We start from the raw sequence: 24,957 nt of genomic DNA, 5'->3' as shown, positions 1-24,957 counted from the left end.
GAACACAGAAGTTAAGCTTCTTAGCGCCGATTGTAGTGAAGGGTTTCCCTTTGTGAGAGTAGGACGTCGCCACGCGATTATTCCGGCATAGCTCAGTTGGTAGTAGCGCATGACTGTTAATCATGATGTCGTAGGTTCGAGTCCTACTGCCGGAGTTTAACATATGAAATATCATGAGTATGTGCTTCTTTCAGCTATGGAGAGTTGTCCGAGAGGCCGAAGGAGCATGATTGGAAATCATGTAGGCGGTAAACACTGTCTCAAGGGTTCGAATCCCTTACTCTCCGTTTCATATTTACAAACTGGCCCGTTGGTCAAGCGGTTAAGACACCGCCCTTTCACGGCGGTAACACGGGTTCGAGTCCCGTACGGGTCATTTATTTTAATAGTAACATTCCTTTTTGGAGGTTTAGCTCAGCTGGGAGAGCACCTGCCTTACAAGCAGGGGGTCAGCGGTTCGATCCCGTTAACCTCCATTACTCGGTTGGTTCCGTGGTGTAGGGGTTAACATGCCTGCCTGTCACGCAGGAGATCGCGGGTTCAAATCCCGTCGGAACCGCCATTTAATGTTGTTACTTGAAAATTATTTGAACAAGCTTTTGTTTTAGGCGTGGTAGCTCAGTTGGTAGAGCAACGGATTGAAGCTCCGTGTGTCGGCAGTTCGACTCTGTCTCACGCCATTTATGGAGGAATAGCGAAGTGGCTAAACGCGACGGACTGTAAATCCGTTCCTTAGGGTTCAGTGGTTCGAATCCACTTTCCTCCATTTTAGGGGCATAGTTTAAAGGTAGAACAACGGTCTCCAAAACCGTTGGTGTGGGTTCAATTCCTGCTGCCCCTGCCATTTAATTATTTAATAGATACACTTTTTAAGATTACGGCGATCGTGGTGAAGTGGTTAACACACCAGATTGTGGCTCTGGCATTCGTGGGTTCGATTCCCATCGGTCGCCCTTTGTAATTTTATTGGGGTATAGCCAAGCGGTAAGGCAACGGACTTTGACTCCGTCATGCGTTGGTTCGAATCCAGCTACCCCAGTTTTTTTGTAACAAAAATGGAATATGGCGGTATAGCCAAGTGGTAAGGCAGAGGTCTGCAAAACCTTCATCACCGGTTCAAATCCGGTTACCGCCTTCCAAAATATCTTGCCGGCGTGGCGGAATTGGCAGACGCGCTGGACTCAAAATCCAGTTCCTTCACGGGAGTGCCGGTTCGACCCCGGCCGCCGGTATTTATTGGTATAGCGACGTTTCCGAGAGATTCGTTTAGCTATACCAATTTTTGTTTTCCGCATTTTTTTTAATCGGGTATGCCAAAAGTATGCCATTTTCTGGTAACTTTACTTTTTGATACTAGAATTAAATAACAAAATATTAGTAGAAGTTATCCAGTCGGTTATCAGTATCTAACTGCTTACTTGGATACAAATGTCCATATAAATCATAAATGGTTGTAATTGATGCATGTCCAATCCGTTCTTTAATCATATATGGATCTTCGTTATTATTGATAAGAAGTGCAACATGAGAATGTCTGAAATCATGAATTCGTATTTTTTGAATAATGGACTTTAAGTTTTACTAAGGTCTTATTTACATTTATTTCTGAACGATTGAAGTGAAGATCCTCCCAAGTCAATCCCAACAATTCTCCAGAACGCATTCCAGTAAAGAATGAGACTGAAAAGAATAATAGAAAATTTAGTTCATCTGCGTGAAATAGAACTTTGAATTTCATAAATTCTTGAACAGTCCAAAACTTCATCTTCTTGGCTTCAGTTTTCAACTTTCTAAGGTGGATACATGGGTTATCTTTGATGTAGCCTTTTCTTAATGCCATATCCAGTATTTTTTTGAGTAGAATCAAAATCTTATTAATACTATTATTCGTTAGCTCTTTTTTTAATAAAGACTCACGAAATTCATCAATGTGTTCATATGTTAAATGAGCAATGATCGCATTTTTAAAATAGGGCTTGATATGTCGATTGTAGTTATATTCTTGTGTTTGAATATAGCTAGCTTTCCGCTGATTTCTACTATCCTCTTTCTTCATCAACTCATAGAGAGGGTCAATGCGGATATGGTCAAAATCAGGCTCATCATTAAGAATATAAATATTGATTTTTTGTTCTTCTTCCTCAGCTTCTTTTTTAGTTGCAAACCCCTTTCTGACAATCCGCTTTCTCTTTCCCGTAATTATATTAGGTCCCACAGAAATGTCTAGTATCCAAGTTTTCTTGTCTTTTGATTTTCTTACTGTCACGTCAATCATCCTTTCGAATAAGGATTTTGACATGAGTTAAATAGTTGAATTTCTTTGTTTACATAATACTATATGAAATTTAGAAAGTCTAATTGAAATTTGGTTTTTAGGAACTTATTCAATGTTCTGAAGCGAACAATTTGATAGAACTTTTCTCAAAATTTTTCTAGATTGCTTAAGGTTAAAGATTTTAATATAATGAACTAGACATTACGAAAACATTACAAGAGGAGGAACTATGAGAATTAGTAGTCAGGATAGTAAATTACAGATATTTATTAGTTCTAGATGTAGCAATTTAGATTCAACTAAAGAGGAAATAAACCAGTACAATATTATAAGAAGATCAATTAAGCGGATTTTGGAAGATACTGGTTTATTCAATGTATATATTTTTGAAGAAGCAATGGCTTCTTCCTCTTCTTCTCAAGACAGCTATTTGAGTAAAATTGATCGAAGTGATATCATACTTTTTCTTATTGATAGTAGAGATGGAATGGTAACCGAAGCTGTTATGAAAGAACATAAGAGAGCAAAAGAAATTGATAAACCTAGAATATATATAATTTATGAAAATGGTAAAATGACAACTATTCAAGAAGAACTTCAAGGCCCTGAGGGAGTAAGGTATAAATCTACAGCCTCTTTGGCAGAGATAGTTGATCTTGCTGTTGAATCAGTTATATGTGATGTATTAGAAAACTATTCAAACTTTCATATGAAGAGATCTGTTGAACTGATAGAAGAGAAAGATGAATCAATTAATTCATTGCCTGATAGTTTTTTGAAAAATGGACTTTTGATAGACAAATTTGGATATGAAAAAACGAGATCCATTTTTGAACAATTTGCAGATTCTAGAATTAACAGTGAAAATGAAATATTCACTGAAAATTTAAATGAGTATGATAAAGTATATTCTAATTTCTTCTTATATAGATTGAATAAGAAGAAAATATTAGATTTAGATTGGTCTAAACTAGTAAGGAAAGATCTTTTTGAAGAAAGCATACATCCTTATCTTGAAAAGAGAGCAAAGGCCTTCTGTGCGTATCATGAAGGGGAATATGAAGAGGCATATGAGATTCTTTTGAACTTATACGAAGAAGCAGGTGATTCTGAGATTCCAAAATGGTATATCCAAGATGTCTTAATTGATTTGCGTCATTTAGAATCAAAGAAAAATGAACCATTGAATATTATTCGTGTTAACAAAGGAATTCAAGAAAAAATTTCAAATATCAAGGAACCTCTTTACTACCCATTAGTAGATAGATTTAGAGAAAGTTCATTTCATGAAATAATCAAAGAAAGGAATAAAGACAGTCTGAGATCAGAGTTTTCAGTTGTTTATGGTAATTCTTTAAAACTTATAGTTGATCGTTATTTGTATAAACAATATATTGCTTCAATAAGTCATTGCTCTATCATCCATGTTGAGGTAGTTTTTAGCGACTTATCAGAGATTTTTTTAAACTACTATACTAACACTAATTATTATTATTATGGTGAACAAGCATTAGACTTTTTAGTTGTATCCAATAAACAGGATATTTTTTCAAAAGTCATCACTAAACATGGAGAATTAATTAAGTCCTGTAGCTATGACAAAATCTATAATTTCTTTGGATTAATAAAAGAGAAACAACGCGATTGGAAGGTTCGGGACTATGCGATTATGTTTAAAAACATCGGAAAATTTATGGATGAAAAGAGATTTATAGAAGTTTTTAATGAAATAATTGCTGCGCTTAATGAGGAATTAACAAAAGATGAATTAATTATATTTAAGGTAGATGCAATTCTCGAAGCTATCCATTCAAACGTAAGTAGAATTTCAAATGGAAAAGAAATTCTTAGAACATTTGAGTATATTTTAGATGGTAAAGCTCTAAGGTTTTACGAATCATTTATAGAAATTTTGGATAAAATGATTCGAGAGGATAATGAAGATATCACCTTAGAATTCTTAGATGTATTTCTCGAAAAAATTTCAAACTTAGTTAAAAAGGAATTAATTCGCTTAAATGAAAAGACTAATAATTTTTTGTTGAATTTTTCAATCAAAATAGAAGGTTCAAAAGAAAAAATTTCTGAATTTTTAAAAGAGAATTCTATTCATTTTTATGAGAACGATTATCAAAGAGCACATGATCAAGCTTTGAAAGAGAATATCGACACTTGGATTGTTGAAAGTATAAAGAAAATCGAGAAAAGTTTAGACTTAGACAAAAGTAATCCTGGATTATTGAGTTACGGAACAAGTCTTTTCAATGAGCTAATAATTACAGTAAATGAAGCAAAAGAAGTTATAACAACAGAAGAAGTTGATAAAATATTAATGTGTATAGAAAAGGTTATGGATTCTGGTTTCGTACAGATAGATTTGAAGAATGATGCATTAGATTTTTTATTATGCCTTTTAGTAATTGAAACAGATGACCAGAGATTTGCAAATCTAGTTGAAAGTGGAAAAAAGATACTTGAAATTGATAATATTAAAGAAGTAAAGAACCAGTCATCTGAATATACTCCGTTGGAAGAAAGTTACTATTCATATTTACTTAATATAGAAATGTTGGAGATTTTTTTGTATAAGAAAAATGAGTATGAACTATTATTAAACTTAAATAGTCGTTCATTTGTAGAGAAAATAAGATCACTTAGATTTATAAACCACATTCTGCATTGTTACAGAGATAGAAAAATTGAAATTAATCCGGAATTACTATTAGTTTTAAAATTCGTAATTTTTAATTTTATTGAAGAGGATAATAATGAATTAAGAGGGAAAAGTGTAGAGCCTTTGTTCTTGTTAAGCTCTTTCGATAATGAAAATAGTAACTTATATTTTAATAAGGTTCTTTTACTGGCTGAAGATAGCGATATGAGAGTCAGAGCAACTGTAGCTAAAATATTAATTTGTAATGAAGACTATAAGATAAAATTTGACGGTATTATTAGTTCGCTTGCTCAAGATAATTATTACTATATAAGACAATTAGTTAGTAAGTCTGAATAAAAAATATTGATGCGCATAGACAAAAATTTAAATGAAGCTTGTAGAGTTAAGAAAAAAGCAGTTTTCACCTATTGAAAGCTGTTTTTTTGTGTCCTTCTCAAAGAATCAACTGTTGTTAATAGTCAGAAACAGTTGTTCTTTGAAAATTGAATACAAGTTATCGGTAACACATTTCTTGTTTGGAGCGATCTTTTAATAAACGCCAAGACGCATTTTTGCTGAGCGAATTCTTTATTAAGAGAAGTTAAGCTTAGTCAGTTTAATGCAAGGAAGAACAGGAAGGATAATGATACTTCTGTGAAGCTCGCCATAAAAAGGGGAGAGGTGAAAAATCCTATGATGCTTGTGACTCAAGCAACCGATAATCAATGTGATGTTGCTATGGCTTATCCATAAGAATGGCGGTGACAGATGAAAAATTGATTCGAGCGCCAACAAAGAAAAGGAAGTGAAAAATTTGAAGAATGGAGAAGAGAGATGAAAAAGAAAAATAATCAGGCAGTCACATGTAGTGACCCCAAAAAGTTAGACTTTTAAAGAGTGGAGAGTTCCACTCTTTTTTATACCATTTTTTACATGGTAGCTTGAGCTGCTATTCGAAATTGAACAGGGCTTTGCCAGTTCAATTTCTTTTTCATTCGTTTATTATTGTAATAATAAATATATTGCTCGATTTCCCTTTTAAGTTCTCCAAAACTATGATAAATCTTCCCCTGAAAAATTTCTTGTTTCAAAAGACCAAAGAAATTTTCCATAGGGGAATTATCTAAACAATTCCCCTTTCGGGACATAGATTGGAAGATATTGTGTTGCTTCAATTTATTACTGTAATTTTTCATTTGATACGCCCATCCTTGATCTGAATGGAATGTTCTACGAAAAGGGCAATCATTCGTTCGCTCAATTGCTTCGTTTAATCCATCCATGACTGCGATCGCATTAGGCTTTTCGGATATGCGATAAGAAAGAATTTCACTATTGTATAAATCCATAAAGGGATCTAAATAAAGTTTCTTTTGACAAACAATCCCTTTATCGTTCAATTCATAATATTTAAATTCTGTTGTATCAGTCGTGATTTTTTGGTGACAGATACTTGTATAGAATCGACGACGGATACGATTTTGAGCAACAATACCAATCTTACCACGATAAGAGTTATAGCGTCGGGATTTTCTAGTGTATGACGTTACTTCGAGTCCTAATTTTTTTAGTAAACGTTGCACTTTCTTTTTATTTACATGGAAACCACGATGTTTAAATTCTTTCGTCATTCTCAGGCAACCGTAGTCTTTGTGTTCTTTTCGAATCTCTAACATTTCATCTTCGATTTTTTGATCTGGATTTAAGCGATTAAAGCGTTTTTGCCAATACATATAAGTGGCTTTAGGAAAGTTCAATGTTTCAAGAAGCTCAACTAATTTGAATGATCCTCGGAGGCTGTCGATGATTCGTGCAATTGATTCTTGCGTCTTTGTTGGGCCTCCTGTTTTCGCAGCTTCCTCAATTCTTTTAAAAAGGCATTCTCGATTTGAAGTGAACGTACTTGTTTCTCCAATTCCTTGATACGTTCAGCTTCTTCAGACGTTATTTTTGATACTTTCTTTTTATTAGGCATTTTTGTGGGACGTCCTTTCGGTTTTGAAAGTCCCTCAACGCCATCTGCACGAAACTTACGTACCCAGGCGGTGATTAAAGGAGGATTGTTCATTCCTAGAACGTTGGCTACCTCGCGATAGGACATTTCACTTGTTTGATATAACTCTATCGCATTTAACTTGAATTGAACAGAATAATTTTGATTTTGGCGTTTTCTAAGAAGTCCTTCTTTACCAAATTCTTTGTAGGTATTCACCCACGTCTGTATCTGTGCATGATTTTTTATACCATATTTTTTTGTTAGAAAACGGTATCCTCCTTGTCCATTCAGATATTTCTGAACCATTCTTACTTTAAATTCAAAACTATATTTTGCCATAAAAATAACGACCCCCAAAAGTTAGATTTTTGGTCTAACTTTTGGGGGTCACTTCAGAATTCAACAAGAGGTGCTTTTTTATTTTGTCTCAGTTTATTGGGTCAGTTCTGGACCTTGGATGACTTTTTACTATTTGACCAATTGTTTAAAGAAGATGAAAAAGTATTTCGCCTGTTTTTTCATCTTGCTTTTTTTACAGGAATGCGAAAAGGGGAACTGCTAGCACTGAAATGGCAAGATATTGATTTTGCGCATGGACAGATAACTGTGAATAAATCAGTAATAAGACTTAATGGAAAAGAAATTGTTAGTAAACCAAAAACGGCAGCTGGGAATTGAGTAATAGCCATTCATAACAAATTATTCGAATTGTTGGAAAAATGGAAAACTATCCAAATGGGTCTATTGATCGAATATATGGAGAATCACTCAATATTAGAAGTAAGAATATTTGAAGAAAGTCCATATCGGGTAATTGATGCTGATAGGTTAAGAAAAAAGTATGACAGTATTTTAAAGCGTGATCCGAGTTTAAAACAAATCCGTATTCATGATTTTAGACACTCTCATGTGGCTTTACTGATTCATCAAGATGAAAAACCGTACATTATGAAGGAACGCTTAGGTCATGCTTCCATTCAAATTACCTATGATATTTATGATCATCTATATCCCAGTAAACAACGAAAACTGGCAGATAATTTGGATTCATTGTATTAAGTAACTTTTGTATAGTGAGTTAAAATACTAGTACAATTTTTTATTTGTCTTTTATTATTTATTTTTTGCATATATTTGATGATTAATTGATGAGTTGCTTGGTATAATGAATTATATAGACTCTATATAATATGGATAAGTAGATAGTAAGGGAGAAATGGGGGTCACTGATTGAGAATTTGATACATTCAAATTTTGTCCAAATTATTTGGTCAAAACGGGTCTTAATTTCCTTTTGTCTATCTGAGATAATAATTTTGAGGTGAAATATATGAATATTAATTCGCAAATAAAATATGAGCGTGAAAAATTAAATCTATCTAGAGCAAAATTTGTGATGTGTTTGCTAGAGAAAACAGAGCTTAAAGTTTCTGAAAAAACAGTGCAACGATGGGAAGAGGGGGAGCTACCCAATATTATTGAGTTACAATGTTTATCAGAATTTTTTGAAGTTAAGGTTTCTGACTTATTAGATGAAGAAAAAGAACCTATGGAAACCACACAAGAGTCGTTATACAATTTTGGCAAAAAAATCTTAGACTATTCGCAAATTGATAATATTAAAGACTTAATGGAGATTTTTTACATTACGAAAAATGATAGAGTAGAATCTGTACCGAGATATGATATTGAGCTGCAAGGGGTTAACGATCTTCTTTCTTACAAAAGTGATGATTATCAAGCAATAAAGTTTGTTGATCACTTCTTTCATTGGCTGGAGAGGTGTAAGGAAACTTATACAACTGATAATTCAGGTGAAACAATTATAATTCATCTAGATAACGTAGGATCAAGAAGCCATTATGATCCTAGAACCATATTAGATGCTGAAGAAATGACACTGATTAAAGAAGGAATTACTTCTGAACTTTATTGGTTTACCTATGAATTATCAGACTACTTATATGAGAGTAATGGAGATAGCGTAATCACAGGTAATTATTTTGTTAAAAAAAATATCTTTTCTTAGGAGCAAGCGTATGAATAGAAGATTGATAATCGGTAATAAATTAAAAGAAGCAAGGGAAAATATGGGGATGACTCAGCAAGTCTTAGCTGAAAAGTTGGATGAAAATCCACAATATATTAGTAAGTGGGAAAATGGAAAAATGATTCCTCCAACACACCTTTTGCCAGAAATTTGTTCTCATCTAAATATAAGTATTGACGATTTATTAGATAATCGTCGAAAGCATATTGAAAAAAGTGAAAGACTAATTGACTTGGGGAAAAATGTATTGGAATTAGTGAATGAAAAGTCACCGAAAGAATTTTATAAGAAGTATCAACTAATAAATAAAGAGCAAGTCTTAGTATTTCCTACTGCTGCATGCCAAAATTTATTAGATGAAATTGATGCATAATTAAAGAAAGAGCTGTCCAACCTTGATTATGAAAAATATTATACATTTGTAATGGGTATACTTGATGAAAGAAGAATAAATTCCCAAACTATAAAGCATCTTGGAGAATCAATGAGTGAATATATTTCGCAACATAGCAATGAAAATTCATCATTTAACGACAATAAAATATCTGAGGATTCAACAAAATCTTCTATTTTATATAATATAGTCAAAAGTTTTATTACCTTTTGGATATGGGTAAATCAAATGGTGACATACCTAGCCAATGATCTGACTGAAAATGGTTTAAAACTTATTACAGAACCAATTTCTGATGAAGAGTTTTTTATTAATAAAGATTATTTTCCCAAAGAGCCGGGAATCTTCTTATATCGAATATTGATGTCTAGAGGGTATCCAAGCCTCATTGATTACAAAGTAATAGATGCAGATGAAATTGAAGAACTGTATGAGTATCATCTTAATGATCAGAGAATTGATGCCTATTATTGTATTGCAAAAGAGAAATTCAATTATATCAATAAAGTAAAGTTTTATTGAATAAAACCATACGTTGAAAAGAAGAACTAATATGAACAGTACATTTTCAATATTATGGATGCTTATTTAAAGGAGTGAAAAAGCATGTTTATTTCAGAACTTGAAATTGAAAATTTTAGAGGTTTTAATTATAAAACTAAAATTCTACTAAATAATAGTATCAATGTCTTAATAGGACAAAATAATTCTGGAAAGACTACTATAATAAAAGCAATGGAGCTTTTATTTAGTGATGGATCTAAGAAAAAATTGTCTGTAGGTGATTTCTATAAGAATATCACAATAGATGATATAAAGGCTTTGCCACCCAAAATTGTGATATCTGCTAAACTGACTGAATCTGAAGATGATGAAGAATACTCAGATGATTTAATTACTGTTTCAACTTGGTTAACTAAAATTGAAAAACCTTATGAAGCAAGAATAACTTATGAGTATTATTTACCAGAAAAATATATTGATGAATATAAAAAAATAATGAATACTGTGAATAGCAATGAAATTGAAGACTATTGGAACGAAATTGAGCATAGCTTTATTCCTAAATTTAAGTATCATATACTAATTGGGGACCCAAAATATAAAAATACAATAGATGCTGAATCGCTGAAGACATTTGATTTTCAATTTTTAAAAGCAGTTAGAGATGTGGAAAGGGATATGTATAGAGGCAATAATTCATTACTTAAGGAAGTAATTGATTTTTTTATTGATTATGACGTGAAAAATAATCAAGATTTGACTTCAGACGAGATGCTAACTCAAATTAGAAAAAATAAAAGAGAGTTTTCAAAAAAGGCTTCTGGTTTAATAAATGACCTCCAGAAAAGAATGAAATCTGGAAAAAAAGAAATGCTGAAATATGCAACTCAAACTGGTGCTACATTTGAGAAATTAACACCAACTTTTGAAGGGAAGATATTAGATACTGAGCTTTACTCTGCTTTAAAATTGATTGTTGAAAGCGAGACCGGTATCAAAATACCAGCTGCTCAAAATGGTTTAGGATACAATAATTTAATCTATATATCACTATTGCTAGCAAAAATGCAAAAAAATGCTTCAGGCACCTATTTTGGAGTGAACGCTAAAAATTATTCTATACTTGCAATTGAAGAACCAGAAGCTCATCTACATCCTACAATGCAGTATAAGCTATTAAAATTTTTGAATCTAAATAGTGAGAAAGAAGTAAGACAAGTCTTCGTTACTTCTCATTCCCCGAACATAACAGCAGCAGTTGATCTCAATAGTTTAATCGTGGTAGAGAATAGGGGAGATAGGATTGAAGTTTCATATCCAGGTAAAGCTTTTAATGGCTCTCAAGAAGATATAGAGTCAAAAATGTTTGTAGAAAGATTTTTGGATGTAACTCGTTCTGATATGTTTTTTGCCAAAAAATTAGTGTTTGTTGAAGGTCTAGCTGAGCAATTACTTGTTCCAGAATTTGCAGATATGCTAGATAAAAATTTAGTTGACAGCCATGTTTCTGTTATTAATTTAAATGGTAGATATTTTAATCACTTCTTAAAACTTTTTGACTCAACTAAATCAAAATTTGCTATGAAAAAAAAGATTGCCTGTATCACCGATATAGATCCTGTTAGAAAGTTGAAAGATGATGAAGATAGTAAAGCTGCTTGGAAAAAATGTCATCCGATTTTTTTATATCAAGATTCAAATGTATATGAATATAAAGCCTATTCCAACCTAATGCTTGAAAGTGCTCAAAATTTGAGTGATAATATCGAATTTTTTTCTCAACCGCTGTTCATCAGTTCGACTCTAGAGTATCAATTGATATTAGACAACTCTACGTGTGAGGAGTTAATAACGGATAGTGTAATTAATAAAAAAGAATTGAAGAATTTGATAGAAAAATATAGTGAAGTAGGAAGTATAGAACTAAAAGACTTTGTAGCATTATTAGGCTCTAATACTACTAATAACGAAATAAAAAAAATTTATAAGGACCATCACTTCAATAAAGAAGAGTTTATGAAACATATAATAGCAACTAGATATTTAGAATCAATATCCAAAGGTGTAGTTGCTCAAGAACTGGCAATAAAAATAATGATGATAAATCAAAAAAACAATGAACCTGGAGAAGGAGAGGAGCAGATAGTATTAAATGTCCCAGAATATATTAAGGAGGCAATTCATTGGATACATCAACAGAATTAATAACTAGCAAAAGTTTACTTCCGATAGATAGCCATCTAAAAATAAGTGCAGGGCCTGGTGCAGGTAAGACAACTCTTTTAGCGAATCATGTAATAGAAGTTATAAAAAATTCCGAAAAAATTTCAGAATTAAGACGAGTAGCATGTATAACATATACGAACATTGCTGCTGAAACATTAAAAAGAAGATTAGGACTATCCTTAGATTATGTAGAGATCGGGACGATTCACAACTTTTTATACAAACATATTGTAAAACCTTATTTATGGATATTATCCGAGGACTATACTTTCGATTTTGAAAAAATAAAAGGACATGATGATATTATACCTAGTTACTCTATATTGAGTGAATGGGCGACTGTAACAAAGCAATTTAATTTGATTAATAGTGAAAATCTAAATGAAACATCACAAAAAATACAAAAGATAACTTGGAAACTAGATACTAACGAAAATCCAATTCTTTGTTTTCCGGAAGTATGGCAGGGAAAAGTGGGCAAATATTCTATTAAAAAAAATTCATTAATGGATTACAAAAAAATTTGTTGGGCAAAAGGAATGATTCATCATGATGATGTCATATTTCTCAGTTTAAAAATATTAGAAAAAAACTGTAGGATTGTCGATATTATAAGAGCAAAATTTCCCTATATTATGATAGATGAATTTCAAGATACAAGTTCAATACAAAATAACATAATGAAGCAGATTGCAGATAAAGAAACCATTGTAGGTGTTATTGGAGATGAATGTCAATCAATATATGAATTTGCAGGAGCTAATGTAGAGGAATTCATAAATTTTGATATCAATGATTTAAGACAATATAAGATGGAAGAAAACAATAGAAGTACTGTTGAAATAATTAATTTGCTGAACCATGTAAGTAGAGATGCCAGTTTGAAACAATTTTCTCCAAAAGAAAAGAGAGGTGAAAAACCGACCTTATTTATTGGAAATATGCATACAGCATATCAACAAGCAAAATCTGTTGTTCTTGATAGTCCCTTATTAGTACTGACATATCGAAAAGATAATCCAAACCAGTTGAAATATGGAGTTGAAGATGTAGACAGTGAGGAATTAAAGCTTAGTTTATTATTTGAAGATGATGATAGAGGTAGAAAACTGTATTATGTAATTCAAAGTATTGAATATGGAAAAGAAGGTAGATTTAAGGAAGCGATAAGTTCTATGTTAAAAGCTTATCGTAAGGAAAAAGAATTTACTGATAGAGATAGTTTAAAAAATTTGCAGAGATTAATAAACAATTATTCGGCTATTCAAAGTTTATCATTATTGGAGTTTTACAATAAATTTATTTTTGGTTTTTTTTATACTCAGAAAAAAATAACTAGAGGGAAGAAAAAGGATTTTTATTCTAACATCTTATATAGAGATATTGCTTGTACTGTAGATTTGAATGAAACAAGGAGCTTATTTAGAACAATTCACAAGTCAAAAGGTGACGAGGAACAGAATGTTATGTTGGTTATTGATAATAAAGACAATTTTAATGAAGAAAAAGAGTTGCAATTTTTATTAGATCCAGCAATAAATGATAATGAAGATCATCGTGTCTATTTCGTCGCTATTAGCAGAGCAAAAGAAAATCTCTTTATCAATATACCAGCTTTATCTGAAAAAAATAGTATTAAGCTGGAAAAATTGGATATATTCAACATAGTATATGTCTGATTCGAACAGAAATTATTTAAAAATTACCAGTATTTGAAAAGAAAAATTTAGCCCTTCTAAGGAAGAATCATAAAAAATGAAAACAGCTAATGAAATGTTACATCTAGAATTAATGATATACAGGAGAACACTATTTTGAGTGAAAACGCGATAACATATTGTTTTTGACTGTAAAAGGAATAATTGAAACGATTGACAAAGAAACAGAAGAAGTCTTAAAATCTGAAGTAAATAGAGATATTTGTGATCCAGATGATTTGTTAGAATAAATTTAAAATGAAAGGGGAGTTCTGTTGTGTGGCGTGATAGTGAAACCGAAATAGATTATTTAAATTTCGAATATCTTGTGAATTTGCTTACAGATCTTATTGATAATGACAAATTGCTTCCAGCTACAATAGGCGTGTATGGTGATTGGGGATCAGGAAAATCAAGTCTTATTAAAATGGCTACTGATAAACTAGTAACGAACGATATAGTTACACTTAACTTCAATGGATGGATATTTGAAGGTTACGAAGATGCTAAAACTGTATTACTTGAAACTATTTTAGATTCCATTCAAGGAAATAGTACATTGACAACAAAAGGTAAGCAGCTTTTACGTGGTTTATACAAGAGTGTTGATAAGATAAAGATGGTAAAAAAAGGTATAACTTATGCTGCAGATTTGATGACTACTGGTGGAGTGGGGATTATGGTAGACCAAGTTGCTTCACAGTTTAAAACAATTAATGGAGAAAGCTTAACAGAATCTCAGCTTGAGCAAACTGCTAAATCAATTCAAGATGAATTGAGCATGTCTAATTTAAGAAATGACCTAAAAGAATTCCAAAAGAATTTTGCAAACCTATTGAAGGAAAGTAAGATTAATAAACTTGTTGTTTTTATTGATGAGCTGGACAGATGTAGCCCAGATACAATTATTGAAACATTAGAGGCTATGCGACTTTTTGTATTCACTGGAAACACAGTTTTTATTATTGGTGCTGATGAGCGACATATATCATATTCTGTTGAGAGAAGATTTGCTGAAATCAAAGGGAATCAGATTAGTATAGGAAAAGAGTATTTAGAAAAATTAATTCAATATCCTGTAAGGATTCCTAGGTTAAACACAACCGATACTGAATATTATATATTTTGTTTACTTCTTGAAGATGAGTTTGATGAAGAAGTGAATAGATCAATAATTGTTAGGATTCATGAATTAAAAGAAGCGGATTTTTTTAATTTTAGACTGGGTGCTGCCGTTGAAAATTTTTCGACTGAAGATTACTTTGAAGAATTATCAAAAGTATTTCTAATTTCTCAACAACTTTCAAATTTGTTAGCAACTGGATTAAATGGTAATCCTCGTCAGTGTAAACGTTTCTTAAATTCAATGAAAATGCGAGAAATAATGGCTGCTTCTTATAGTGTAATTCTTGATAGAATGACATTGACCAAAATTATGTTGCTTGAATATTTTAAACCCGCGGCATTCGAACATTTGACTATTTTGGCTTCAAAATATAGCGACGGTATTATTGAGGAGCTGTCGAATATAGAAGTAGATCCGCAATCAACAGATACCAATACTTTTAAGACTTTTTTAGAAGATGACTGGGGAGAAAACTGGTTGAAATTAAAGCCATCACTTTCTCAAGTTGATTTAAGAGGATATCTTTTTTTCACAAGAGATTCTCTAAGAACTCCAATAAAAGTAACCTCTTTGGAGCTTAGTAAAGATGGACTAGTTGTATACAAGCTTCTTACTTCAAAAAGTAAATCATCGGTTGCTCAAGCTTTAAGCAAGAGGGATATGCTTCCACAATTTGATAAAATTGAAATTGCAAAGTCTTTATCCAATGATACTGCAAGTACTGAAAAGCATGGGAAAATTGATAGTAGTATTTTTCGAAGTCTTTTTGAGTGGATAGTAGTTAATGAGGATATACTTTCAGATACATTGATATTTTTGAGAACTATTGAATCTGTAAAATTTGGATTGGAAGTAGCCCCTTATATAGCTTACTATCTTAATAGCGAAAAGGCTCCAAATCCACAGGTTAAGGAAATTATTGATGGCTGGAGATCTTTAAATAGTGAGTTGGATAGAGCTATTCAACAAAGTGAGGTGAGCTAATGGGGACATCATCATCCTTTACAGGACCTAATCAGAATCCTCTTTTACCAGAGGATTTCGATGATAATAGCTGGCAAAATGCAAAGACTGAATTTGGAAGATTCATAAATAATACAGGCGGTAAGCCGTCTAGATTATTTGGGAAATATGTCAAAGCCAGCGGGGGTAACAGTAGTCTAGCGAGTTCTTCAATAGGTGGAAAAACAGGATTTAAGAACACTGTAAATTTGTTTAATCAGATTAATAATGAAGGCCTTAAACAAACTTTAGAAGCATTTAAAATTTCTGTCCAAGGAAAATCTCTTCAAGAAATCTTTTCAGAACTGGCTAATCAAGTCGCTCCAACTGGAAGTTCAAAAGAAGAAGCGGTTGCTAGACAAGCAACATTGGATACTATGTCATCCTTTTATAGATTAGTAGATGAACAAAACGTAGACTTGGAAGTTGCTGATAGTATTTCAGGAAATATTTTTGATGATCTTTTGTGTGAATATTTTGTTAATTATATTACAGGTTTACTATTAAAAGATTTGGGTTATGGTGTGGAGAAGTATGCAGATGACCCCTTGATGCTGGAAATGAAAGAACAAGAATTGAGAGACTATGTTGATAGTTCTATTTATGTGATGTTGAAAAACTCTAAACTTAACCAGAGGCCTCAAAAAATTATTGACAAAGTTTTTAGAGATGCATTTGAAATTGTAGGTGGATACTATGAGTGATAATAAAGCAACAATATCTTCTGGAAAATTAAATTTTAATATAGATATGGAATTGTCAACTTCTTATAGAGATACATTTCTAGAACAAGTTTTTTCAAATAGTTGTTATGTTGTAGATGAAATTAGATTAGATTTATTGTATATTTCTAATTTTGTTTACGCAGCAGATCGTCGAATATCGAGGTCTAATGCATTAGATGCTTGGACTAGAGAAATTCAATTGACTATTCCGGTGATATGCTTGTCACATTGGAATAGAGTAAGAAATCTACTTAATGAACTTTTGAATTTTTTAACTGGAGATATCTGGGAAATAAATTTTACTGATCGTAAAAAAAATGAGCGAGAATCAAAATTATTTGAATTTGTTGAAAATCAACCGGAATATTTTTATTCACAAGTTTGTATGTTTTCTGGTGGTTTAGACTCTTTTATTGGATCAATAGATATATTGAGGGGCCAAACTACGTCGAATACATTATTTGTCAGCCATTATGGAGGTGGAAGTAAAGGAACAAAAGGATACCAAGATTTGTTAGTTAAAGAAATGATTAATCATTTTTCATCTTTGAGTCTAAGTAACTTTTTTTCATTCTATTCTGCAGCTATGAAGACACCAACTGGTCAGGATGAGCCGACCACAAGAAGCAGATCATTTATGTTTTTTGCACATGCAATAGCATTAACACCAGATAATGCTAAATTGATTATTCCTGAAAATGGATTTGTATCATTAAATATTCCACTGTACTTTTCAAGAAATGGCAGTAGTAGTACAAGAACTACTCATCCATTTTATATGAATCTATTTCAGAAAATTTTGAATATTTTAGGAATTAATGTCCGATTAGAAAATCCATATCAATTTTTGACAAAAGGACAAATGATGAATAATTGTTTAGATAAAGAATTTTTATCTAGAAATATTATCAATACCATGTCTTGTTCCCATCCAGAACAAGCTCGATGGAGTGGCTGTTCTGATCCAATACATTGCGGGTATTGTATTCCTTGTACCATCAGAAGAGCATCTATTAACGAATTCTGCTCGCCAGATCCTACGCTTTATCGTTATCTTAACTATCAGAATAAAATTGGAAAGGAAACCCATAATGCTCTGAGAATAGCTTTACAGAAATATGAGAAATCCAATCATTTTATGGTTGTTCAAAGGTCAGGCTCACTAATATCCGATATAAAAAAATATGTAAGTGTTTATGAAGAAGGTATGGAAGAGATTAGGAGATTACTTTATGAGGGAGAATAAATGAGATTTATAGATACTCACTGCCATTTAGATTTGTCGAAAAATCGTAATAGCTTTTCAAAAGAAATTAATAATAATAAAATATACACTATAGCAGTTACAAACCTTCCTAAATTATTTCAAAAAAATAAAGTTATTCTCCCAGAAACTCAGTATATAAAACATGCACTGGGATATCATCCAGAGCTAGTGTCACAATTTCCTGATCAATTAGGAGAATTTAAACAGCTGATAGAGAAAACAAGATATATAGGTGAAATTGGAATGGATGGTAGTGTAAAGCACAAGAAATCTTTTATAAAACAAGCTGAAATATTCGAAGAAATTCTTTCCTTATGTGATAAACATAGAGATAAAATTCTTACAATCCATTCGAGAAGAGCAGAAATGGAAGTCATCTCATTGATTAGCAAATACCCGTACAGTAAAAAGATATTACATTGGTATTCTGGAAATCTTGATGAAGCTGAAAAAGCTGTTGCGTTGAATTGCTATTTTTCATTTAACCATAAGATGCTTTCATCGAAAAACGGTAAAAATTTATTAGCTATGATTCCAAAAGAAAGGATTTTGCTAGAAACCGATTTTCCATTTGGATATTCAGATGAAACAAACTTTTCAAATGAATATTTTGAAAAATTGGTAGAGAAGACAGCGCAGTTGAAGTCATATACGAGAAAAGACATGTTAGATATAATAGAAAAAAATCAAACTAGTATACTAGAAAGAGAGTATTCAACTTAGGGCAATTAATAATAGCATAGATAGAAAAAATAATTTATAAAGATTGAGGCGTATTCTAAGATAGAAAGTTGTTTCTGTTTTTTTAGATCAAATGTTTTTAATTGATAGGAGATCTAAATTTGCATATCTATTAATAGATCATCTATCAATATAGATTCTATGTTAAGATGTATTTTATGGAACACAAGCGAATGGAGGGGAAGAAATGTCAAAATCGATAAAAACACAAGCAATTGCATTACTTAAGCAGGCATATGGACCTGATGCAGAATTTCGAGATGGTCAGTTAGAAGCGATAGTTTCTGTAGTAGAAAAAGAAAAGACTTTGGTGGTTCAAAAAACAGGCTGGGGAAAATCCATTGTCTATTTTATTGCTACGAAGATTTTAAGACAAAACGGGGCGGGACCTACTATTATTGTAAGTCCACTCTTAGCATTGATGAAAAATCAGGTAGACTCTGCTTTGGTTTTGGGTATAAATGCAGTAACTATAAACAGCGACAATAGAAACGAGTGGGATGATATATATGATAATTTGGACACCTATGATGCAATTATTGTTTCTCCTGAGCGACTATCAAATGAAGAATTTATAGAATATTTAGCTGACATTTGTGATATTCAGCTTTTTGTAGTTGATGAAGCACATTCTATATCGGATTGGGGACATGATTTCCGTCCAGATTATCAGAGAATTGTTAAATTGTTAGGGAACTTTCCTGATAATATTGCGATCTTGGGTACAACAGCGACAGCTAATAATCGTGTCATTACAGATATAAAAAAACAATTAGGAGATAATCTGGTTGTTGTAAGAGGAGATTTGATTCGAGAGAGATTAGCAATTCAGATTAACCCTTATCAAAATAGAGAAGAGCGATTGGCATGGTTGGCGCAGAGTTTATATTCTGATGAAAAATTAAAAGATGGTCAAGGCATTATTTATTGCTTAACTCAAAGAGACTGTGAAACTGTTGCTAGTTTCTTACGAGAACGAATGATTTCAGCAAAATCATATCATTCTGGGTTAGGTAAAGATGAAACTGGAAATGATATTGCCCAGAGTCGTATGGATGACTTTGATAAGGGCAAAATTAGGATCTTAGTAGCTACTATCAAATTAGGTATGGGTTATGATAAATCCGACATTAGGTTTGTAATCCACTATCAATTGCCACAAAATCTAATTTCGTACTATCAACAAATAGGTCGTGCAGGTCGTGACGGTAAACTTGCTTATGCAATTTTACTTCATGGAAGTGAAGATGAAGAAATAATTAATTTTTTTATTAAAAATGCGCAGGCTGATCCGGAATTATTAGATAGTATTATAGAATTAACTACCACTGGTGCAAAACTTAGCGAGATGATGGCAGAGTTGAATGTTCAACAATCTAAATTGCTTAAAGCATTAAATTATTTAAGAGTTCATGAACATATCTATAAAGATAATTCAATATATAGACGCAATGTTAATTCTACGTTTGATAGTGTAAACGAAAGTTTGAAGCAAAAGCAGCTTAATGATGTGAGACAAGTAGAGTTAGAACAGTTAAAGCAGTATTTAAAAATTACACATTGTAGTATGAAATTTGTTGCTGAAGAATTAGATGCTCCTGATGTAAAAGAAAGATGTGAGATTTGTACAAATTGTGTTGGCATTCAACTTGTTTCAACAGATGTTCATCCTCAAAATCTTAAAGCTGCTAAGGAATATTTGAGAAATAGACATGGTAGAATTTTGCCACGAAAACAATGGGCAACCGGTGGAAATATTCATGAAGCAATGCGTATGAAAGAAGGATGGACGCTATCTGATGATTACTATTCAGAATTGGGACAAAAAGTTAGCGCTGGCAAATATGAATATGAACATTTTTCTGAAGAACTTGTAGAGGCATCAAGTGAGTATCTTAAAGACAAAGTTATAGTATCTGGGATTGATAAAGTGTTGGCAGTACCAAGTCTTAGACGTCCAGATTTGGTTCCAGATTTTGCAAATGATCTAGCTATTTTACTTTCACTCCCTTATGAGAATGCCATCCAAAAAACAAGTATTGCTGCTGAGCAAAAAACATTGTTAAATAAGGTTCAACAACAGGAGAATATTAAGCAATCTATAACAATTGATAATGATAAGGTCTTTGGAAAGACAATTTTATTAGTTGATGATATGGTTGATTCGAAATGGTCTTTTACAGTTATTGCAGCAGAATTATTAAATGCCGGCGCGAATGCGGTCTATCCATTTGCACTAGTCAAAACAGGGAGTGGAAATTGATATGATTAACTATACTGCCATAGAAAAACAGCAGATTATGTTAAAAAGTGACTTGCTTAATAATCCATTAACACTCAGTGAACGACAATTATTACAAACATTAAATCTTAACCAAGTAATCAAAGTTGATGATATTGATTCTATTTTAATGGATGACAGTATTAAAGAGAAAGTTGCTAATTTGTTGAATCAAGGAATGAAATTAGGAGTAGAACTTGAGAAACTTGCTCAAAGAGGAATTGATATCGTATTTCCTTCTAACTTAAAAATTACAGATCAATTGTTAAATCGATTTGTTGTATTTCCCGATATCCTATTGACAGTCGGGAAGAAAGAATTTTTGTTAGATGAAAATATTAAGATTGTTACCTCATATGCTGATTTTAAGAGAGAAACAGGTAATCTAATTCTACTTGCTGATAGAAACTTAGATACTTTGTTGAGATATTCTGATATTTCTAAGCATTTAATGGATGGCACTCTTCTTTTAGTAACAGATACTTATAGAAAAAAGGCAAATATAAAAAGTATGGACAAAGAACAAATTTTTGATAATAAAAAGGTTTTTATTTCAGGTTCTCGTTCTCAAAAGGAGATTTCTGAAAATGTTCAAAAGTCGTTAGAATTAATTCAAAAGCAAAACATTAAAGTACTGATAGGAGACTCTGAAAAAGGGGTTGATAATGAAATCATTGATTATTTGAGAGTGACACCAAAATATGAGGCGGTCGAAATTTACACTATAAAACAAAAACCAAGGGTTAAGATTGAAAATGAATGGGAGACTAAATTTGTTCCTACTAATCCATCACTGAAACCTCAAGAGAAACAAATGGTTAAAGATAGATACATGGCTGATGCAGCGGATTGGGGACTAGTAGTTTTTAATCCTCTTACAAAAAATAGATATGGAGCTCTTCAAGTTAGTTCTGGAACATTGAGAAATTCAATTCAAATGTTGCTAGATAAAAAAGCAGTTAAATTTTTTTATGTTATTAATGATGGAGTAAAAGTAGAAAATCTAAAAACAATTTCAGGATTAAAATTATTGATTGAAAAGTACAAAGAAGAGAGACTAGACTCTAATGAAAGAGAAGTGATTTTATCTTCTAAGGGAGTAGATCCAAATTCAGATCCATCGTTTGTAAAATATCAAAAAATAAATAAAAAATTTGAAGAGCTCTTAATGAATGAACAGAAAATAAAGAAAGAAAGAATTGAAACTAAGGAGAATAATAATGAACAGACATCTTTATTTGGATGATGTTTAGTATAAAAGGATAAGCTTATACTGGAAATTAAGCTCAGAAAGATTGAGATGAATTGTAATTCACTAATATTTGGCAACTATTGATTATTAAATACGGGTATTTCGATCCATAATTCAGAAAATCAGTATGCCAAAAACATGCCAATATCCTACAATTCAAGTAAATTAAAACTATTTAAAACATGTCAAAACCTTTTTAAATTAAGCTGAACAGCCTCAAACTTAGTATGCAGGTACTACTCAAAATCCAGTTCCTTCACGGGAGTGCCGGTTCGACCCCGGCCGCCGGTATACTAAGAGAGTGGGACAATAGTCCTTTCTCCAAGTAAATATCCACCCGCATAGCGGGTGGATATTTAATAGCCCTAGAAGGGCTCGCTACCTGCTGCTCCCTTTAAGGGAGCTTTTTTTAGAGACCGCCAACCGCTACCATTCTATTCTTATCTAGTTGTTACTTCCTAAATGGATCTTTATACTCTCTTTTGTTTATACTATCCCTTACTCGATCTTCTGCTTCTTGTTCTCGTATATACTTTGCTATCGTTTTTTGGTTCAGACCTACAGTGCTCACATAATAGCCTTTTGACCAAAATGATCGATTCCCATAATTATATTTTAAATTCGCATGACGTTCATGAATGATTACTGCACTTCTTCCTTTTAACAAACCCATGAATCCTGATACACTCAACTTCGGCGGGATTCTTACCAACATATGGATATGGTCAAGCATTGCATGAGCTTCAATGATTTCGACTTCTTTCATTTCACACAATTTTCTCAGTATTTTTCCAATATCCTGCCTTAACTGATCATAGATTACTTTTCTTCTATATTTTGGTGTAAATACAAGATGGTACTTACAATTCCAACGAGTATGTGCTAAACTTTTATCGTCGTTCGACATACAAAAACTCCTTTCGATTAGATAACGGTTGGTAGCCTTTATCTATTATATCGAAAGGAGTTTTTATCGCTAAAGCTCTGAGCTCCACGCGCAGTACGCGTGGTTTTTTTTTCGAAATCTCTTTAGAGATTTCAACTGACTAAAGTCATAAAAGAAACCAAGTCCGATTTTGATGATTACTTTCAAAATCGGACTTGGTTTTTCATTTTTACGTTGTTTTTTCTCCATATATTTCCCTAATTTTCTTAAATTTAATGCCATGAGCGCCAAGCCAATGTCAATCTTGGCTCCTTGTTTCCCTCGTAAGTGGAAACGTTGGAACGCCAAATGAGCCTTTAGGTGGCCGAACACTGGTTCGACATCGATTTTCCGTTTCCGATAAATCGAACCTGTTTTTTCCTCTAAAAGCTTCTTTTTACATTCGCCTTTGAAATAGCGCCATGTATTATTCACTAAAATTTGTCGGTTTTGCTCACTTTTTGCTTTCGTACATTGACTACGAACAGGACAATCTCGACAATTTTCACATTCATAAATTTTGAAGTCACGGACAAATCCGCCTTTATCTTTTCTTCGACTATATTGCTTGAAGGGAACTGCCCGCTGGGCAGGACAAATATATGTATCTTCTTCTTCCAAATAGCGCCAGTTATCAACCATAAAAGGACTGTTTCTATAGGTCTTTTTATTTTCTTTATGATAACTAGCATAGGTGATTAATGGCGTTTTATGCAAGACATCGTTGATATACGTATAATTTTCTTCACTTCCATAGCCGGCATCCGCTACAATATACTCGGGTAATTCGCTGTGTTGTTCCAAAAAGCTGTCTAAAAATGGATGTAAGGTTTTTGTATCTGTTGGATTTGGGAACAGATCATACGCTAGGACATATTGATTTTCTGTTGCGATTTGTAAATTGTAGCCTGGCTTTAGTTGACCATTGCGCATATAATCGTCTTTCATCCGCATAAATGTGGCATCTGTATCTGTTTTAGAAAAACTATTTCGCTCTTGAAAAAGGCGGTTATAGGTTTCATATCTTTGTTTTCTTGGTAAATAATCCGCTTGGATTTTGCGTAGATACTTTTTGTAGGTTCTTCTTTTTTTCTTTAATTGGCTTTGTTTTTCTTTCTTCTTTTCCTTTTGTAGTTGTTCTTCTGTCGCCACCAACTCTGTTTCCAAGTGCTGCGCGATTTCTTCCAATTGGGTGCTTGTCAATCTATCACTTTGGTTTTCTTCTTTTAAAGAAGGCAAGATTTCTTCTTTATAAAGGGTTTGATAGAATTCGTTTGATTGTTTATCCAAAGCAGCTTCATACCGATTTGTTGCTTTGCGCCAGACAAAACTGAATTTATTGGCATCCGCTTCGATTTTTGTACCATCAATAAATAGCGCTTCATTGTCAATTACCTGATTGGTGATTAATTGACGACGGAATAAGACAAAGGCTTCTGCTAAAAGGTGAGCAGTTGTTTCCTGACTGCGGAAGCGATTGATGGTCCGGTAACTGACTTGTTCGTGGTTAGCCAGCCAACGCATACGATAGCTGTCATCTAATAGAAATTCAATTTTACGACCTGAAAAAACACGTTGCGTATAAGCATATAGAATAATTTTTAACATCATTTTGGGGTGGTAGGCCGGTCGGCCTAGTTGTTCTTCTAATTTAAGAAAAAGTGTTTGTGGCATGGCTTCGACTAAAGCATTAACCGCAAAAGCGACATCTGTTTCAGGAATATATTGTTCCATATCTAATGGTAAAGTTGTTTGATTGATGGTATAATTTTTAAACATAAAGCACTCGCTTCCTTTCTGATTATTGTCCCATTCTCTTTCCTACGTTTAGTCAAGTACT

Annotated in this window: 14 protein-coding genes, 12 tRNA genes and 3 pseudogenes; 25 read left to right on the top strand and 4 right to left on the bottom strand. The window is 32.5% G+C overall.

Annotated elements, in window-relative coordinates; genetic code table 11:
* Positions 1-81 precede the first annotated feature (81 nt).
* From KQI94_RS09595 to KQI94_RS09540, 12 genes are all read left to right on the top strand, one after another.
* Positions 82-155 (top strand) — tRNA-Asn (locus tag KQI94_RS09595).
* Positions 156-198: 43 nt separating this feature from the next.
* Positions 199-287, top strand: a tRNA-Ser gene (locus KQI94_RS09590).
* A gap of 17 nt (positions 288-304) precedes the next feature.
* A tRNA-Glu gene (locus KQI94_RS09585) sits at positions 305-376 on the top strand.
* A gap of 27 nt (positions 377-403) precedes the next feature.
* Positions 404-476, top strand: a tRNA-Val gene (locus KQI94_RS09580).
* A gap of 10 nt (positions 477-486) precedes the next feature.
* Positions 487-562: transfer RNA gene (locus KQI94_RS09575), tRNA-Asp, on the top strand.
* A 45-nt stretch (positions 563-607) separates the two neighbouring features.
* A tRNA-Phe gene (locus tag KQI94_RS09570) sits at positions 608-680 on the top strand.
* 5 nt (positions 681-685) lie between these two features.
* Positions 686-766 (top strand) — tRNA-Tyr (locus KQI94_RS09565).
* Between the two features lie 4 nt (positions 767-770).
* Positions 771-844, top strand: a tRNA-Trp gene (locus tag KQI94_RS09560).
* 36 nt (positions 845-880) lie between these two features.
* Positions 881-953 (top strand) — tRNA-His (locus KQI94_RS09555).
* A gap of 14 nt (positions 954-967) precedes the next feature.
* Positions 968-1,039, top strand: a tRNA-Gln gene (locus KQI94_RS09550).
* A gap of 25 nt (positions 1,040-1,064) precedes the next feature.
* Positions 1,065-1,135: transfer RNA gene (locus KQI94_RS09545), tRNA-Cys, on the top strand.
* A gap of 13 nt (positions 1,136-1,148) precedes the next feature.
* Positions 1,149-1,232: transfer RNA gene (locus KQI94_RS09540), tRNA-Leu, on the top strand.
* 142 nt (positions 1,233-1,374) lie between these two features.
* Here the strand turns inward: KQI94_RS09540 and KQI94_RS09535 are convergent.
* Positions 1,375-2,266 (bottom strand): annotated as a pseudogene (locus KQI94_RS09535) (Arm DNA-binding domain-containing protein).
* A 238-nt stretch (positions 2,267-2,504) separates the two neighbouring features.
* Between KQI94_RS09535 and KQI94_RS09530 the strand changes: the two are divergent.
* A complete protein-coding gene (locus KQI94_RS09530; RefSeq protein WP_002369713.1) occupies positions 2,505-5,288 on the top strand; it encodes a DUF4062 domain-containing protein in 2,784 nt (927 codons plus the stop codon).
* 572 nt (positions 5,289-5,860) lie between these two features.
* Here the strand turns inward: KQI94_RS09530 and KQI94_RS09525 are convergent.
* Positions 5,861-7,266 (bottom strand): annotated as a pseudogene (locus KQI94_RS09525) (IS3 family transposase).
* Between KQI94_RS09525 and KQI94_RS16800 the strand changes: the two are divergent.
* The 12 genes and pseudogenes from KQI94_RS16800 (at position 7,207) to KQI94_RS09465 (ending at position 22,186) form a co-directional block, all read left to right on the top strand.
* A pseudogene (locus KQI94_RS16800) lies at positions 7,207-7,986 on the top strand (site-specific integrase). The pseudogenes KQI94_RS09525 and KQI94_RS16800 sit on opposite strands and share 60 nt — an antisense overlap.
* Positions 7,987-8,257: 271 nt before the next feature.
* Positions 8,258-8,956: a helix-turn-helix transcriptional regulator gene (locus tag KQI94_RS09510; RefSeq protein WP_002389744.1), complete on the top strand. Its 699-nt coding sequence runs from the start codon at positions 8,258-8,260 to the stop codon at positions 8,954-8,956.
* Between the two features lie 10 nt (positions 8,957-8,966).
* A complete protein-coding gene (locus tag KQI94_RS16550) occupies positions 8,967-9,350 on the top strand; it encodes a helix-turn-helix transcriptional regulator (RefSeq protein WP_253296166.1) in 384 nt (127 codons plus the stop codon).
* A gap of 111 nt (positions 9,351-9,461) precedes the next feature.
* The gene (locus KQI94_RS16545) at positions 9,462-9,893 is read left to right on the top strand and encodes a hypothetical protein (RefSeq protein ID WP_253296165.1); all 432 of its coding nucleotides are present in this window, start codon (positions 9,462-9,464) and stop codon (positions 9,891-9,893) included.
* An 84-nt stretch (positions 9,894-9,977) separates the two neighbouring features.
* Positions 9,978-12,080 carry an AAA family ATPase gene (locus tag KQI94_RS09500; protein WP_002369704.1) on the top strand — a complete coding sequence of 701 codons (2,103 nt, stop codon included), beginning with the start codon at positions 9,978-9,980 and terminating at the stop codon, positions 12,078-12,080.
* On the top strand, positions 12,059-13,780 hold the full coding sequence (locus KQI94_RS09495) for an ATP-dependent helicase (RefSeq protein WP_002369703.1): 1,722 nt from the start codon (positions 12,059-12,061) through the stop codon (positions 13,778-13,780). The genes KQI94_RS09500 and KQI94_RS09495 overlap by 22 nt, the downstream gene beginning before the upstream one ends.
* A 295-nt stretch (positions 13,781-14,075) precedes the next feature.
* Complete coding sequence (locus KQI94_RS09490; RefSeq protein ID WP_002369702.1) at positions 14,076-15,908, top strand: P-loop NTPase fold protein; 1,833 nt, start codon at positions 14,076-14,078, stop codon at positions 15,906-15,908.
* Entirely contained in the window at positions 15,908-16,630 is a 723-nt protein-coding gene (locus KQI94_RS09485) for a hypothetical protein (RefSeq protein WP_002369701.1), read from the top strand. Before KQI94_RS09490 ends, KQI94_RS09485 begins: the two co-directional genes overlap by 1 nt.
* Positions 16,623-17,897 carry a Qat anti-phage system QueC-like protein QatC gene (gene qatC, locus KQI94_RS09480; protein WP_002389742.1) on the top strand — a complete coding sequence of 425 codons (1,275 nt, stop codon included), beginning with the start codon at positions 16,623-16,625 and terminating at the stop codon, positions 17,895-17,897. Before KQI94_RS09485 ends, qatC begins: the two co-directional genes overlap by 8 nt.
* Positions 17,898-18,641, top strand: coding sequence for a Qat anti-phage system TatD family nuclease QatD (gene qatD, locus KQI94_RS09475; protein ID WP_002369699.1), 744 nt, complete (start codon positions 17,898-17,900; stop codon positions 18,639-18,641).
* Between the two features lie 205 nt (positions 18,642-18,846).
* Positions 18,847-20,922, top strand: coding sequence for a RecQ family ATP-dependent DNA helicase (locus tag KQI94_RS09470; RefSeq protein WP_002369697.1), 2,076 nt, complete (start codon positions 18,847-18,849; stop codon positions 20,920-20,922).
* 1 nt (position 20,923) lies between these two features.
* On the top strand, positions 20,924-22,186 hold the full coding sequence (locus KQI94_RS09465; protein ID WP_209167523.1) for a hypothetical protein: 1,263 nt from the start codon (positions 20,924-20,926) through the stop codon (positions 22,184-22,186).
* Positions 22,187-22,643: 457 nt separating this feature from the next.
* Here KQI94_RS09465 and tnpA read toward each other — a convergent pair whose 3' ends face one another.
* Together tnpA and KQI94_RS09455 are read right to left on the bottom strand one after the other, a co-directional pair.
* Positions 22,644-23,099: an IS200/IS605 family transposase gene (gene tnpA, locus KQI94_RS09460; RefSeq protein ID WP_002369695.1), complete on the bottom strand. Its 456-nt coding sequence runs from the start codon at positions 23,097-23,099 to the stop codon at positions 22,644-22,646.
* Between the two features lie 69 nt (positions 23,100-23,168).
* Positions 23,169-24,896, bottom strand: coding sequence for an IS1182 family transposase (locus tag KQI94_RS09455; RefSeq protein ID WP_216454381.1), 1,728 nt, complete (start codon positions 24,894-24,896; stop codon positions 23,169-23,171).
* Between the last annotated feature and the right edge of the window lie 61 nt (positions 24,897-24,957).

Origin of the sequence: Enterococcus sp. S183_ASV_20 (assembly GCF_018919685.1) — a bacterium.
GTDB classification, from domain to species: domain Bacteria; phylum Bacillota; class Bacilli; order Lactobacillales; family Enterococcaceae; genus Enterococcus; species Enterococcus faecalis.
This window is presented reverse-complemented; position numbering and strand designations above follow the sequence as displayed.